This window comes from Tardiphaga sp. 42S5, assembly GCF_034044155.1.
GTDB classification, from domain to species: domain Bacteria; phylum Pseudomonadota; class Alphaproteobacteria; order Rhizobiales; family Xanthobacteraceae; genus Tardiphaga; species Tardiphaga robiniae.
Window position 1 is genome coordinate 306,287 of record NZ_CP139027.1, and the last position, 13,444, is coordinate 319,730.

The window sequence follows — 13,444 nt, forward strand, 5'->3', positions numbered from 1 at the left end:
AAAAACCCCCGACAGTTTCCTGCCGGGGGTCTTTGTTTCAAAGACTGGTCGTCGTGAGACGATCAGAATTAGAAGGAGCGCAGGATCTGAACTGCACCGTTGTACGCGTTCTGGTTGCCCAGGTTGTAGGTCTGCAGCGGCTTACCGGTGACGGCACCGGTGAAGGTACCCTGCAGGTTCGTCTCCATACGGCTGTAGATGAATTCAGCCGACAGGGTCAGGTTCTGAACCGGGGTCCAGGCCGTGCGGGTGCCGATCTGGGCAAGGCCCAGGTCGAAGTTTCCGCCGGTCTGGTTCAGAAGAACGGTCGCTGAGCGAGTTGCGCCACCAGGAGCGAAGGTTGCGGCGAGCAAAGCGTTGCCAGCATCACCGTACGAGATGTGGCTGTAGTTGCCGAACAGCGACGTGCGCCAAGCCGGGGTCCAGTAGTGCTCATAGAACCCGCTGACTTCCCAGGCCGAGCTCTGCTGAATCGAGCCACCCGGACCGTACACGCCGTCGAGGACGTAGCCGAAGCCGAGGGTGTTGCCGGTGACCTTGGCATAGCGACCGCCGCCGTTCACGTCGGTGGTGCCACCGAACACGTACTTGGCTGCACCCTTGCCGTACGACGCTTCAAGCTTCAAGCTGTCGCCTGCGCCGGTGGGCAGGTTCTTGAACTCGACCGCGCCGCTGACTGCGAAGCCGTACGAGTCATCCGGATGACCGAAGGATTCGTTGGCGCCATAGAAGCCAGGGGTGATGGTGTGCATGGCGGCAGCGAAGTGCAGCGTGCCCCAAGCCTGATCGAGGCGAACGTTGCCGACGATATCAGGAATGTGGTTGCCGCCGTAGGCATTGCCAACGAAGGTGTTCGAGGCCGCACCGTAGGCCGCGGCGGTGTTGGCGCCAAACGGAGCGAGGAGCGGATTGGCAACGTTGTACAGACCGGCGTTGCGGTAGGGCGAAGCGTTCTCAATCGAGATCGTGCCCGACACGCCGTTGCCGAAGGAGGCGGTGTAGGCGAGCTGCGGGATACCGGTCGCGTTGTTCGAACCGGCGTTGAAGCCCGACGAGATCGTCGGCTTGGCGAGCGCCCACTGGGGATCGAACTGCGAGACGGCCTTACCGAGGGTGAAGCCTGCGAACTGGATGAACGCGTAGTCGACTTCGACGAAGCCACCAGCGATCGACTCACGACCCTGCGAGAAGTCGAACTGGATGTTCGAATACGTGCGGAGAACGCCGTATTCGGTCGCGGTGCGAGTGTCGAGCGTGGTGTTCACGCGCTCACGCGTGACAAAATAGTCCTTGGTCCAGACGCCAGCGCCACCAGCGCCGCCCTGCCAGAACGGGTTGTCGTAGACGTTACCGTTGAAAGCCACGTCCAAACGAATCGCGCCGCCGATCTTGATGCAGGTGTCGGTGCCCGGGATGTAGTAGAAGCCTGCGCCGTAGAGCGAGCAGATCTTCACGTATTCCACTGCCTTGGCCTTCACCGGAAGATCGGCTGCCTGAGCTCCGCCGATGGCGATCAGACCCGCCGCCGAGCCGAGGATAAGGCTCTTAATCATCGTCATGTTAAACCTCCAAGTTGTCCAAAAGGGAAGGTTCCGGATCTGCCAGGCGCGAACGCCCGAAGATTTAGTCCCCCAAGTCCCCAAACTAACCGCTCAAATACTTCGCGCTTTCGGAAACACCCGCATAACGCGAGGCACTCAAGCGAACTACTTCAACGGGACGACTGAGGGTTTCCCCATCGCCGGAACTGAGAATGCCTGCGCAATTCCTAGAAGCAAAATACTTTATGAACTCAGGTAACTTTATCGCGATGCAGTGTGGTTTCCCGGCAACACACGAAATCGTGGTTTGCACGTCACAATTCACTGATACAATTATAGAATTCTGAGAAGTGTGGGACGATGGAATGGCCGGCGGGGCAGTGGTGACTATGCGTGGGGGATCTGCGGGCTGGAACGAAAATGAGCTTTCGATTTGGGTGACCGGCCAGAATCAGGAGATCATCCGCCAGTTCATCTGGGACATCGCTTCGATCAACGTTCATCTTGAGGGAATCCGCCAGTTCTGGGCCAAGGAGCTCGGCATCAGCGGACCGCAATGGATGATCCTGATGGCCGTCAGCGACCTCGATCGCGGCAACGGCGTGCCTGTCAAGGACGTCTCCGCCATGCTCCACGTCGACCCCTCCTTCGTCACCACCCAATCCAAAATGCTCGAGAAGAATGGCTTCATGCGGCGCGTTGCGTCCCGCGAGGATGCCCGCGTCGTACTGATGTCGCTGTCCGAAAAGGCCAGCAAGAAGATCTCCGCGCTATCAGCTCGTAGAGAGTCGCTCGGGGATTTCATTCTCAGCGATTTCGACGAGCAGGCCTTGAAGGAGATCGGACAGCACATGTCCCGGCTCAAGAGTCGCCTCGAAAAAGCGACACTGATGCTGGAAGTCGAGAGCTGACCATCGCCGGGTGAGTGGCGGATCAATCGACCCCGCCGCGCCCTACTTCGTTCGTGAGTCCAGACGATCGACAATCCAGTCGAAAATGAACTCGTTGCCCACTGTCGGAATATCGATCTGGGCGGGCGGGGCCACCGTTTCCGACGCGCGGAAGATCTTCAGTTCGATGTCGAGGCCGTTTTGTTTCATGACGCGGCAACATTCCGTGACGTGATCGACATCGAGCCAGTCGCGCTCGCCCATCGCAACTAGGACCGGGCATTTGATATTGGCGGCAACGCTGCTGCTGTTGAAGCCCTCGATTTCACTCGGACAGCCCAGACCTGCGCGGCCTGAAATGCGGCTGGCAATAAACGCGCGCTCGTGAAGCTCCCAGATTCCGGCATCGCAAACAGCTGCCGCAAAGCGGTCGTCGAGATTGGCGCCGCGCGTCGCAAAGGCAGCTCCGAGGCCGTCTCCGAAGATCGCAATTCGCTCCTGATCGATATCGCTGCGGTCGGCCAGGAAATCGACCCAGCCGCTGATCGCCGTTTCGACCTCATACCGACAAGGCGACCCGATCATCTCCTGGCTATAGGATTGACCGGGCAAATCGACGAGCAACAGCGAGAGACCGCGGTCCAGCGCGTAGCTGGGCACCCTGTGCAGATGCTCTTCCTTGTAGTGGCCCTGCCCGACGACGCAGAGAACGACCGGCAGCGGCCGTGTCGCGCACGGCGCAGGAACGAAGTATCCCTGCAACATACCGTCCCGCCACGGGATCTCGACGACCTCGCCGGCAGGCGTTGCATGCTGCACGTAAAGTCGGGCGCAATCCTGCATCAGTGCGATGGCGGCGCCTTGCCGCGGATCGCTGCAAGCGAGCATGACCTGAGCAGTGCGATAGTAGTTGGCTGCGCGCAGCCAATTGCTCAGCGCCGTCGGGATGCGGCCGCTGGCCAGCGCCTCCGCGGCGCGGTCACGGTTGATATCAGCCGCGCTATGCCATTCGCGATACCAGCTCTCGTCATCGCGCGGATTGATGCGCTCCGCCGCCAGGAAACATTCCGAAACAGTACTTCCGCCTTCCTGCGCCGCGCGCAGCACGCGCAGGAATTGCAGCGAAAAGTCTTCATGGCCGGGCCATTGCTGCCAGCCGCGCCCCTGCGACGATGGGATGGCCCTGCCGAAATCGATAATGGTCACATCCCTGGCCCTTGACGGAGATCGCTTGGAAGATCGACGAGAAGCATGGGTCTTGCGCCCATTTGTGTACTGCCAGACACACTCAGGAGTCCGACTTTTCAGCAGTATTATCCGCGCTTTACGAGGGGGCAAGCATGATTATTATACCGCAACTGCACCAATTGAATGCTGCAGCGCCAACGAATTCTGCATCCAGACCCGATGCCGCGTAACTTTCGCGAAGGCTTGTTACTTCGGGACGACGGCCTGTGCATCGACCCAGATTTGTGCACCCCTTTCGCGCACCGGATAGCGTCGTAAACCCCTGCTGGGCCAGCCCGGCGACATGCTGCCGTCTGCCAGATCGAACCAGGCCAGATGACGCGGACAGTGCAGCCGGCGATCGGCGACGCGGCCAAGGCTGAGATCGGCCTGCTCATGCGGACAGGCGCGCTCGCAGGCGTAGATCGTCTCGCCATCCTGCACGATGAGAACACCGAAGCCAGCCACGTTGACGCAGACGATCGTCTGTTCGGTCAGGCGCTCGCGTGAGCAGACCGCGACCCATCGGGCGGGATTGTCGTCATCCGCCAAGATAGGCCCGTCGCACATGCTCGTTCTCGATCAGCTCCGCTCCTGCGCCGGACAGCACGACGCGGCCGGACTCCAGCAGATAGGCATGATCGCACATCTCGAGCGCGGCGAAGGCGTTCTGCTCAACGAGCAAAACAGTCGTGCCGGCGTCGCGGATCGCGCGAATGATCGCAAAGGTACGCTCGACGATATTGGGCGCGAGACCAAGCGACGGCTCATCGAACATAACCAGGCGCGGCCGCGACATCAGCGCACGGCCGATCGCCAGCATCTGCTGCTCGCCGCCGGAGAGCGTGCCAGCGGCCTGTTTGCGGCGTTCGGCGAGACGCGGGAACTCGCCGTAGATGCGGTCGCGGTCCGCAGCGACTTCGTTCGTGTCCGAGCGCAGATAGGCGCCCATGTCGAGATTTTCGGCCACCGTCATATGCGGAAAGACGCGACGGCCTTCCGGGCAATGCGCTATGCCCTTGGTGAGCACCCGCTGCGCGCCAATACCGGTGATGTCCTCGCCGTCGAAATGCAGACTGCCAGAGCGCGATGGCACGAGCCCCGAGATCGCCCGCAGCGTCGTGCTCTTGCCGGCGCCGTTGGCGCCGATCAGCGCCACAAGCTGGCCAGCCTTGACCGAAAGCGAAATGCCCTTGAGGGCCGAGATCTGGCCATAGGCGCAAACCATGTCACGAATCTCAAGCATGGACTGCGACCTCCTTGACCACATCCTTCGCGCTCTGACCGAGATAGGCTTCGATCACTGCTGGATTCTTGCGGATTTCATCGGGCGGTCCTTCGGCGATGATGCGGCCGTAATTCAGCACGACGATGCGATCCGACACGCTCATCACCATCGGCATGTCGTGCTCCACCAAGAGGATCGTGACGCCGCGATCCCGAATGTTGCGGATCAGCTGCACGAAAGTATGCGTCTCCGACGCGTTCATGCCGGACACAGGCTCGTCCAGCAGCAGCATCTTCGGCTGCGCGGCGAGCGCCAGTGCGACGCCGACGAGACGCTGCTCGCCGTAGGACAGCGAGCCCGCAAGATCATCGGCACGCGCTTCCAGCCCGATCCAGCGCACCAGTTCGGCGGCACGGGCGCGCTGCGCCTTCTCCGATGCGCGCGCGCGCGGCAGGCCGAGAATGGCTTCGGCGAGACCAACTTTACCCTGACGATGTAGACCCATCAGCACATTGTCGTAGACGGTGTCATTGGGGAACACGCTGGTGCGTTGAAAGGTGCGGATCAGCCCGAGATCCGCGATTTCATGCGGTTTCTTGCCCTTGAGGTCCGCGCCGCAATAGTTCACCGCGCCTTTGGTAGGCGTGAGGAAGCCGGTCATGACGTTGAAGGCCGTGGTTTTACCGGCGCCGTTCGGCCCGATCAGGCTGACGATCTCACCTTTGTTGACATGGAAGTTCATGTCCGAGATCGCGACGAGGCCACCGAAATGGACCGCGACGTGTTCGATGCTGAGGACTGTCTCGGTCATCAGGCGCGCTCCTCTGCGGTACGCTCGGAGACGGCGATGGACGCCCGTCTGGTTCCGCCGGCACGGGCCAAACCGAGTTTCGCGGCGAGCGACGGCACGATGCCGCGCGGCATGACGAACAGGATGACGATGAGCACCACGCCATAGGTGATCCACTGCGCTTCCGGCGGCATGATCGGCCGCAGGAACACAGGCAGCAGACCGAAGATCACGCCACCGACGACGGGCCCGGCCAGCGAGCCCTTGCCGCCCGACACCACCATGATCACCATGGTCACCGTCGAGATGAAGGCGAAGACGTCGGGATCGATGATGCGGATGTAATGCGCGTAAAGGCTTCCCGCCGCGCCGGCGATACCGGCAGAGATCACGGCGGCCAAGGTCAGCGTCTTGGTGACATCGATGCCAACGGCAACCGCGAGCGTCTCGTTCTCCATCAGCCCGCGCATTGCGCGGCCGTAATGCGAATGAACGAGGCGCGAGATCAGGAAATACGAAATCGCGGCGACAGCGAGCACTAGATAGTAATTGTGAAACTTGGTCTTCAGCGCGAGATAGCCAAGCCCCGGCAGACCGATGGTGATCGACGGAATATTGGTCAGCGCCAGCGGGCCCTGCGTGAGCTCGACCCAGTTCAGCGCCACCAGCCTGACAACTTCGGCGAACGAGATCGTGACAATCACGAAATAGGCGCCGCGCACGCTGAAGGACAGGCGTCCAACCAGATAGCCGCAGAAGCCCGAGATGATAACCGCAAGCACGAAACCTGCAATCGGCGGCCACGGCACGTGGACTATGTGGAAATCGCCATAGATCGGGACGTCGAAGCCGAGCGATGTCAGCGCGCTGACATAGGCGCCGATGCCGAAGAAGGCGATATGGCCAAGACTGAGCTGGCCGGTAAAGCCGAGCAGCAGATTGAGGCTCATGGCGCCGATGATGAAGATGCCGGTGGTGATCAGCGCGTTGAGCAGATACGGATCCGTCAGCCACATCGGCACGGAAGCGAAGAAGGCGAGACAAAGGAGCGCAACGATCTGCTTCATCCGACGCGCTCCGCCCGTGCGAACAATCCTGTCGGCTTGAATATCAGCACCATGATGATGATCAGGAAGCCCATGGCGTCGCGATAGCCCGACGACACATAGCCGGCGCCGAGCTCTTCCGCCAAAGCGAGAATGAAGCCGCCAATCACGGCGCCAGTGATATTGCCGAGGCCGCCAAGAATGACGATGGCGAAGGCCTTCACCGCGGCGAGATCGCCCATCTGCGGGAACACGACATAGACCGGACCGAGCAATGCACCGGCGGCGGCGGCAAGGCTCGATCCGATGGCAAAGGTCGAGGTGTAGATCAGGCTGACATTGACACCCATCAGTGCGGCGGTATCGGAATCCTGGAAGGTCGCGCGCATCGCCTTGCCGAGTTTCGTGAGGTTAATCAGCGAGTAGGCGAGCACGATCAGCAGCGCGGCGGCGAGCAGCACAAACAGGCGAAGCCAGGACACGGACACAGGTCCGATCACCAGTGGCGCATCGGGAAACGGATTGTCGATGGACTTGGCGACGCCGCCCCAGATCCACAGCGCGCCGGACTGCATCGCGATCCAGGCGCCGATCATCACCAACATGGTGGTGTCGATGTCCGCGCCGCGCAGCGGCCGCAGCAGCGTGATCTCGATGACGGCGCCCAGCAGCCAGCCGGCGACGATCGCCACCGGCAGCGCGACAAAGAAATTCAGGCCAAGCTGATGCACGACAATGAACATCATATAGGCACCGAACGTGTAGAGGATGCCGTGGGTGAAATTCACCACGTTCATGATGCCGAAGATCAGCGTCAGCCCGATGCCGAGCAGCGCATAGGTGCCGCCGAGCACGAGCATATTGACGAGGTGTTGGAGAAGCTGGTCCACGGGTAATCCAATCTCAGTGGTTGACTAACCTCTCCCCGCTTGCGGGGAGAGGTCGGATTGCGAGCGAAGCGAGTAATCCGGGTGAGGGGGAGCCAGTATTCCACCTTGAAGTAGCCCCTCACCCCGGCCCTCTCCCCGCAAGCGCGGGGCGAGGGAGCTCATGGCCGGAGCGCGGAAGCTTCAGAGATCCTTCATCACGATCTTGCCGCCGGAAATCTCGACCAGATAGACGTTCGGGAAGCTCTGGCCGCTCTCCTGACCTGCAGGACCCGACTTCTTGAAGATGATGTCGCCGTTCAGTCCCTTGACGTCGATCTTCCAGAGCGCGTCCTTGATCGCCGCCGGCTCGGCCTTGCCGGCCTTCTCGATGGCGGCCGCAATGGTGCGGATGCCGTCATAGCCGCGGAAGCTCTCGGTGCAACCGGCGAAATCGAAGCCGCGCTTCTTCCACTCATTGATGAAATAGGTCGTGGCTTCCGGGTTGGGCGTCTTTTCCGGCATCCAGGGCAGGAAAGTCGTCAGATGCATGGTATCGTTCGCGGCGGCACCGGCCTGGGCGATGATCTGATCGGGATTCTGCGAGCCGCCGGTGGTGATGATCCGCTTCTTCAGACCAAGCGCTGCCGCCTGCTTGAAGATCAAAGTGAGCTGGTCCACCGCCGCGGTGATGATCACGGTCTCGGAATCCGTTGCCTTGATCTTGGCTAGCTGCGCGCTCATGTCCTGCGCCGACTGGTCCATGGTCTCGACCAGACCGATGCTGATGCCCTTTTCCTTCATCATCTTGCTGAAGTCCTCGGCGGTCCCACGGCCCCAGTCATTGTTGATGACGAGGAAGTCGACCTTCTTGAGCGCCAGCTTGTCGACGATGTTCTTGAACGCAGCGGCCTCGACGAAGGACGGCGGCGAGATGCGGAACACGTAAGGATTGCCCGAGGTGGTGATCTTGCTGGCCGAGGAGGTCTCGACGACCATCGCGGTTTCGTATTCGACCAGTTTCGGCATTACCGCGAGGGTGAGGCTGGAGCCCCAGGCGCCCAGCATGACTGGCGTCTTGTCGCGCGTGATCAGCTTCTCGGCGACGGCAGCAGCTTCCGTTGGGTTGCTCTTGTTGTCTTCGATGACGAGCTCGATCTTCTTGCCGAGCAGGCCGCCCTTCGCATTGATTTCGTCTGCAGCGATCTTGGCGCCGTTGACGACATAGGTGCCCGATGCGGCGAACGCGCCGGTCAGTGGCTCATTGACGCCGATCTTGATGGTTTGCGCAGTCGCAGCGCTGCTCAGGAAAGCAATGGCCAGGGCGGTCGCCGAGGCGGCTTTGATGGTCCGTATCATGTGGTCCTCCAGTGTTACGCTGATGAAACTTGCGCAGTCCAAACCCCGCCGCTCGCATGTCCGCGCGAACGTCGATCTCTCTCACGCTCATCCTCCGCGCCCGGTGAGGCGGCGAAAGACATTCGTCGCGCGCTCACGCAGGAGACCAAGGATCAGCGAAACACCATTCAGATCGGCTGCCGCTGACGGCGCCGATGTCACATCGCCCGACAGGCGGCGATCGAGATTGCCGGCGAATTCCGCGACCAGCCGCGCCGCGAGATCGCGCACCAGCCCGCTGCGACCGACCTGTGCCAGCATGCCGGTGAGGCTGTAGCCGATGGAAAGCTCCACACGCGTCGCCGCGCCGTCATCCTGCGGCACCAGCCGGTAACGGATTTCGCCCTGGGTCGTGGAGCGGCTGCGCTGGTCGCTGCCTATGCCGAGAATGCGGCCGGCGAGATCGGCCTCGTTGCGCTCAACGCGGGCGGCGCCGTTGAAGTTGGCCGAGATCGGCCCGATCTTGACGCGGATCGCGCCTTCGACACGCTCGGGTCTGGGCGTGCCGACCAGCGTGGCGCCCGGCAGGCACGAGGCGACGGCCGCGATGTCATCGAACAGTGCAAAGACTTTTGCAGGTGCATGCGCGACAGTGAATTGCTGCTCGAGCGTGGTCGATGGCGTGAAGTCTGGAATGTCCAGCAGTGCGACGGCGGCAGCCGGTTCGGATACAGCAGGCTGCGCGGGCATCAGCTTCTGAGAGCTGACACAGGCTTTGTGCCCTGACCCTGCCGGTCCCAGCACCTTGCGCCCGCCATCCGGCTCCGGCGCGATATCGCGCGCGCGGCGCTCGGTGATGACCGACTGCACGGCACGGACGATACCGACGTAGCCGGTGCAGCGGCAGAGATTGCCTGACATACCGATGCGGATCTGCTTCTCGTCGGCATCCGGCAGGCGCTTCACCAGATCGCGCGCCGAGACCAGCATGCCCGGCGTGCAGTAGCCGCATTGCAACGCGTGTTCGCGGGTAAAGGCGGCGCGCAGCTCCGTGGCAATCTCGTCATCATCAAGACCTTCGATGGTGGTGACATCGGCGCCATCGCATGCCACCGCATAAGTGATGCAGGAGCGCGTCGGTATGCCATCGACCAGGATGGTGCAGGCACCACAGACGCCATGTTCGCAGCCGAGATGCGTGCCGGTGAGATCGAGCGTGTCGCGCATCAGGTCGGCGAGACTCGTGCGCGGCTCGACATCCTTCTTCACGGCACGGGTGTTGACGGTGAGTTCGACCGAGTTCATGCCGCGGCCTCCGCAACAGCACGGCGCAGAATGGTGACGTGAATATGCCGATCGGCGGCATCGGCCATGCCGGCCTTCGACAGCAGGGTGTCGGCGACGCGCGCGTCGAAGCGCGACTTGAAATCGCTGGTGATACGCCCGCCGAACAGTTCTTCGGCATTCTCAACGATGATCGGCGCGGCTTCGACTGCGCCAATGACGATACGTGCCTTGCCAGCTTCTGGATTGATCAGCACCGCGCCAATGGCATGGGCGAACTCGCCCGTCTTGCGGCAGCTCTTCACATAGCCCCAGCGCGCGGAGGAAGACATCACTGGCACGCGCACGGCTTCCAGCATCTCGCCGGGCTGCAGCACGCTTTCCAGCGCACCCAGCATGAAATCCTTCATCGCAACACGCCGCGCTCCGCTTGCACTACGCAGCGACAGCGTTGCGCCAAGTGCGGCGAAAGTGGAGACCCAGTCCGCGGACGGATCGGCATGGCTGAGCGAACCACCGACGGTGCCGCGGTTGCGCACCGCGCGATAGGCGATGGCGGAGGCCACGCGTTGCATCGCGCCGCGGGTGACGTCGGGAATGCGGCCATCCTCGATATCGGCATGGGTGACGCAGGCGCCGATCACCAGCTCATCGCCGGCGACTTCCACATGCTTCAATTCGGCGAGCCCGGTGATGTCCACGATTGTGTCAGGCGCCACCAGACGCAGATTCAACATCGGCCCCAGCGACTGGCCTCCGGCCATGATCTTGACCACGCCGTCGCCAGCCATTGCGGCTAAGGCCGAGGCGATATCGCGCGGGCGCTCATAGGCGAAGGGTGCCGGCTTCATGCGGCGGTCCTCTTCGCATCGCGCGCCGCGAGAATGCCTTCGAGCACACGGCGCGGCGTGATCGGCGACTGCAGCATCTCGACGCCGAGACCGCGCAGCGCATCGTTCACCGCATTGCCTATCGCCGCCGGCGGCGCGATGGCCCCACCTTCGCCGATGCCCTTAACGCCGAACTTTGTGTAAGGCGACGGCGTTTCCATGTGATCGAGCCACGGCATCGGCACTTCGGTCGGACCGGGCAGCAGATAATCGGCCAATGTCGTATTGAGCGGCTGACCGGCGCGATCGAACGGCATCTCCTCATACAACGCTGTGCCGATGCCCTGCGCGAGACCGCCATAGATCTGGCCGTCGACAATCATCGGATTGACCAGCACGCCGCCGTCTTCGACGATGACGTAATCGAGAATTTCCACATCGCCCAAATCAGGATCGACGGCGACGGTGACCGCATGGGCGGCATAGCTGAACGTGCCACTGTCACGCTGCGGCTTGTAGCCGGAGGTCGCCTCCAACCCGCCGGGATCGACATCGCCGGGCAGATCCTGCGGCCGCCGATACCAGGTGTGCGCGATTTCCTTCAGCGTGACGCTGCCATTGGGCCCACGGATCTCGCCATCCACCAGCACCACATTGGCTTCGTCGACCTGCAGCAGCTTGGCGCCGATCTTCTTGGCGCGCTCGCCGAGTTCGTGGCACGCCGTCGCCACCGCGCCGCCGGCCATCACCATGCAGCGCGAGCCCCAGGTGCCGGTCGAATAGGGCGTCATCGCCGTGTCGCCATGCACCACACGAATCTTTGCGACATCGACACCGAGCATCTCGAATGCGACTTGTGACAGCGTCGTCTCCAGACCCTGACCGTGCGAATGCACCCCGACCTTCAGTTCGAGTCCACCATCCGGCGTCAGTCGCGCGGTGGCCTGTTCATGGCCGGGCACCATAGGAATGCCCCAGCCGGAATAGACCGAGGTGCCATGTGCGGCTTGCTCGCAATAGATCGAGAGACCGACACCGATCAGCCGGCCGTCATCCTCGCCCTTGCGCTGCCGCGCACGGATGCCATCGATATCGATCTGCGCCACCGCGCGACGCAAGGCTTCGGGATAGTCGCCACTGTCGAAATGCTTCTTGGTGATGTTGTCGAACGGCATCTGCTCCGGCCGCACCAGATTGCGCAGCCTGACGTCGCCGGGCTCAAGCCCTGCTTCCGCCGCGACGAGATCGAGCATCAGTTCCAGCGCAAAACACACGCCGGTTCGGGCGACGCCGCGATAGGGCAGGATCGGACACTTGTTGGTGGCCACCGAATAGGTGCGGCAGCGATAGGCTGGCATCTGATAAGGGCCGGGCAAGATGCTGACCACCTGCGCGGCTTCGAGGCAGGCCGAGAACGGGTAAGACGAATAGGCGCCGGAATCGACCGTGGCTTCGCAGTCGATGCCGCGCAGCGTGCCGTCGCGATCGGCATAGACGGTGATCTTGTAGTGATGCTCGCGGCAGTTCGAACTCGCGACGAGATGCTCGCGGCGATCCTCGATCCAGCGCACCGGGAAGCCGCGCTTCATGGTGAGCCATGACAGGCAGACTTCCTCCGGCAGCAAGATGCCCTTGTGACCGAAGCCGCCACCGACATCCGGCGAGACGATCCTGATCTGTCCTTGATCCATCTCAAGGCAGTCGGACAGACCGTTGCGCACAATGTGCGGCATCTGACTGCCGGTATAGAGCGTGAGCTGATCGAGACGATGATCGAACGTGGCGATGACACCCCGACCTTCCAGCGGCGACATGCATTGTCGCGCGGTCGAGATCTCGCGCGTCACCTTGATCGGCGCATCGAGAGCGCTGGAAATATCGAGTTCGAAGAAGCTTTCGAGAAAGACGTTGTCGCCCCAGTGTTCATGCACCAGAGGCGAGCCGGCCTCACGCGCCTTGAGCATATCGTAGACGGCGGGCAGCTCTTCGAGATCGAGCGTGACGGAGGCCGCAATATCCTCGGCCTCGGCACGCGTCGGGGCGACACACATGGCGACGAGTTCGCCGACCTGACGAATTTTATCGGTCGCCAGGATCGGCTGATCGGAGGGCTTGAAGCCGGCAAGGCCGGTGATCGCCCGGATCGGCTTGATGCCGACAAGATCGGCGGACGTGAACACCACATCGCGGTGGCGTTCGGGAATATGGATCGCGCGAATTCGCGCATGCGCCAGCGGACTGCGGACGAAAGCAACGTCCTGCAATCCCGCCAGCCTGATATCGCCGACGAACTGCCCGCGCCCACGCATGAGGCGATCGTCCTCCTTGCGCGGCACGCGCGCGCCCACGCCCTGCTTTGAAGCAGGGGCGGCGGGCGAGATATCTCGCTCATTGCGCATCGACG

Annotated in this window: 12 protein-coding genes; 1 reads left to right on the forward strand and 11 read right to left on the reverse strand. The window is 62.2% G+C overall.

Annotated elements, in window-relative coordinates; genetic code table 11:
* Positions 1–68: 68 nt before the first annotated feature.
* On the reverse strand, positions 69–1,559 hold the full coding sequence (locus tag SFY93_RS01415; RefSeq protein WP_320445794.1) for a porin: 1,491 nt from the start codon (positions 1,557–1,559) through the stop codon (positions 69–71).
* 419 nt (positions 1,560–1,978) lie between these two features.
* Between SFY93_RS01415 and SFY93_RS01420 the strand changes: the two genes are divergently transcribed.
* On the forward strand, positions 1,979–2,452 hold the full coding sequence (locus SFY93_RS01420) for a MarR family winged helix-turn-helix transcriptional regulator (protein WP_244558562.1): 474 nt from the start codon (positions 1,979–1,981) through the stop codon (positions 2,450–2,452).
* Between the two features lie 42 nt (positions 2,453–2,494).
* On the opposite strand, the gene SFY93_RS01425 is transcribed toward SFY93_RS01420, so the two are convergent.
* The 10 genes from SFY93_RS01425 to SFY93_RS01470 form a co-directional block, all read right to left on the reverse strand.
* Positions 2,495–3,769: an alpha/beta hydrolase family protein gene (locus SFY93_RS01425; protein WP_320445795.1), complete on the reverse strand. Its 1,275-nt coding sequence runs from the start codon at positions 3,767–3,769 to the stop codon at positions 2,495–2,497.
* Positions 3,770–3,865: 96 nt separating this feature from the next.
* Positions 3,866–4,210: a Rieske (2Fe-2S) protein gene (locus tag SFY93_RS01430; protein ID WP_320445796.1), complete on the reverse strand. Its 345-nt coding sequence runs from the start codon at positions 4,208–4,210 to the stop codon at positions 3,866–3,868.
* Positions 4,200–4,904 carry an ABC transporter ATP-binding protein gene (locus SFY93_RS01435; RefSeq protein ID WP_320445797.1) on the reverse strand — a complete coding sequence of 235 codons (705 nt, stop codon included), beginning with the start codon at positions 4,902–4,904 and terminating at the stop codon, positions 4,200–4,202. Before SFY93_RS01435 ends, SFY93_RS01430 begins: the two co-directional genes overlap by 11 nt.
* Positions 4,897–5,697 (reverse strand): ABC transporter ATP-binding protein, encoded by an 801-nt coding sequence (locus SFY93_RS01440; protein ID WP_320445798.1) that lies wholly within the window; start codon positions 5,695–5,697, stop codon positions 4,897–4,899. The genes SFY93_RS01435 and SFY93_RS01440 overlap by 8 nt, the downstream gene beginning before the upstream one ends.
* A complete protein-coding gene (locus SFY93_RS01445; RefSeq protein ID WP_320445799.1) occupies positions 5,697–6,743 on the reverse strand; it encodes a branched-chain amino acid ABC transporter permease in 1,047 nt (348 codons plus the stop codon). Before SFY93_RS01445 ends, SFY93_RS01440 begins: the two co-directional genes overlap by 1 nt.
* Positions 6,740–7,612, reverse strand: coding sequence for a branched-chain amino acid ABC transporter permease (locus SFY93_RS01450; protein WP_320445800.1), 873 nt, complete (start codon positions 7,610–7,612; stop codon positions 6,740–6,742). Before SFY93_RS01450 ends, SFY93_RS01445 begins: the two co-directional genes overlap by 4 nt.
* A 180-nt stretch (positions 7,613–7,792) precedes the next feature.
* Positions 7,793–8,947 (reverse strand): ABC transporter substrate-binding protein, encoded by a 1,155-nt coding sequence (locus SFY93_RS01455; protein ID WP_320445801.1) that lies wholly within the window; start codon positions 8,945–8,947, stop codon positions 7,793–7,795.
* An 87-nt stretch (positions 8,948–9,034) separates the two neighbouring features.
* On the reverse strand, positions 9,035–10,231 hold the full coding sequence (locus SFY93_RS01460) for a xanthine dehydrogenase family Fe-S subunit (RefSeq protein ID WP_320445802.1): 1,197 nt from the start codon (positions 10,229–10,231) through the stop codon (positions 9,035–9,037).
* On the reverse strand, positions 10,228–11,061 hold the full coding sequence (locus SFY93_RS01465; protein WP_320445803.1) for an FAD binding domain-containing protein: 834 nt from the start codon (positions 11,059–11,061) through the stop codon (positions 10,228–10,230). Before SFY93_RS01465 ends, SFY93_RS01460 begins: the two co-directional genes overlap by 4 nt.
* Positions 11,058–13,439, reverse strand: coding sequence for a xanthine dehydrogenase family protein molybdopterin-binding subunit (locus tag SFY93_RS01470; RefSeq protein ID WP_320445804.1), 2,382 nt, complete (start codon positions 13,437–13,439; stop codon positions 11,058–11,060). Before SFY93_RS01470 ends, SFY93_RS01465 begins: the two co-directional genes overlap by 4 nt.
* Positions 13,440–13,444 lie beyond the last annotated feature (5 nt).

Bases quoted from the DNA above. Each gene is read 5' to 3' on its own strand.
- SFY93_RS01415 (WP_320445794.1), bottom strand. From the start codon at position 1,559: ATGACGATGATTAAGAGCCTTATCCTCGGCTCGGCGGCGGGTCTGATC.
- SFY93_RS01435 (WP_320445797.1), bottom strand. From the start codon at position 4,904: ATGCTTGAGATTCGTGACATGGTTTGCGCCTATGGCCAGATCTCGGCC.
- SFY93_RS01445 (WP_320445799.1), bottom strand. From the start codon at position 6,743: ATGAAGCAGATCGTTGCGCTCCTTTGTCTCGCCTTCTTCGCTTCCGTG.
- SFY93_RS01440 (WP_320445798.1), bottom strand. From the start codon at position 5,697: ATGACCGAGACAGTCCTCAGCATCGAACACGTCGCGGTCCATTTCGGT.
- SFY93_RS01455 (WP_320445801.1), bottom strand. From the start codon at position 8,947: ATGATACGGACCATCAAAGCCGCCTCGGCGACCGCCCTGGCCATTGCT.
- SFY93_RS01470 (WP_320445804.1), bottom strand. From the start codon at position 13,439: ATGCGCAATGAGCGAGATATCTCGCCCGCCGCCCCTGCTTCAAAGCAG.
- SFY93_RS01460 (WP_320445802.1), bottom strand. From the start codon at position 10,231: ATGAACTCGGTCGAACTCACCGTCAACACCCGTGCCGTGAAGAAGGAT.
- SFY93_RS01465 (WP_320445803.1), bottom strand. From the start codon at position 11,061: ATGAAGCCGGCACCCTTCGCCTATGAGCGCCCGCGCGATATCGCCTCG.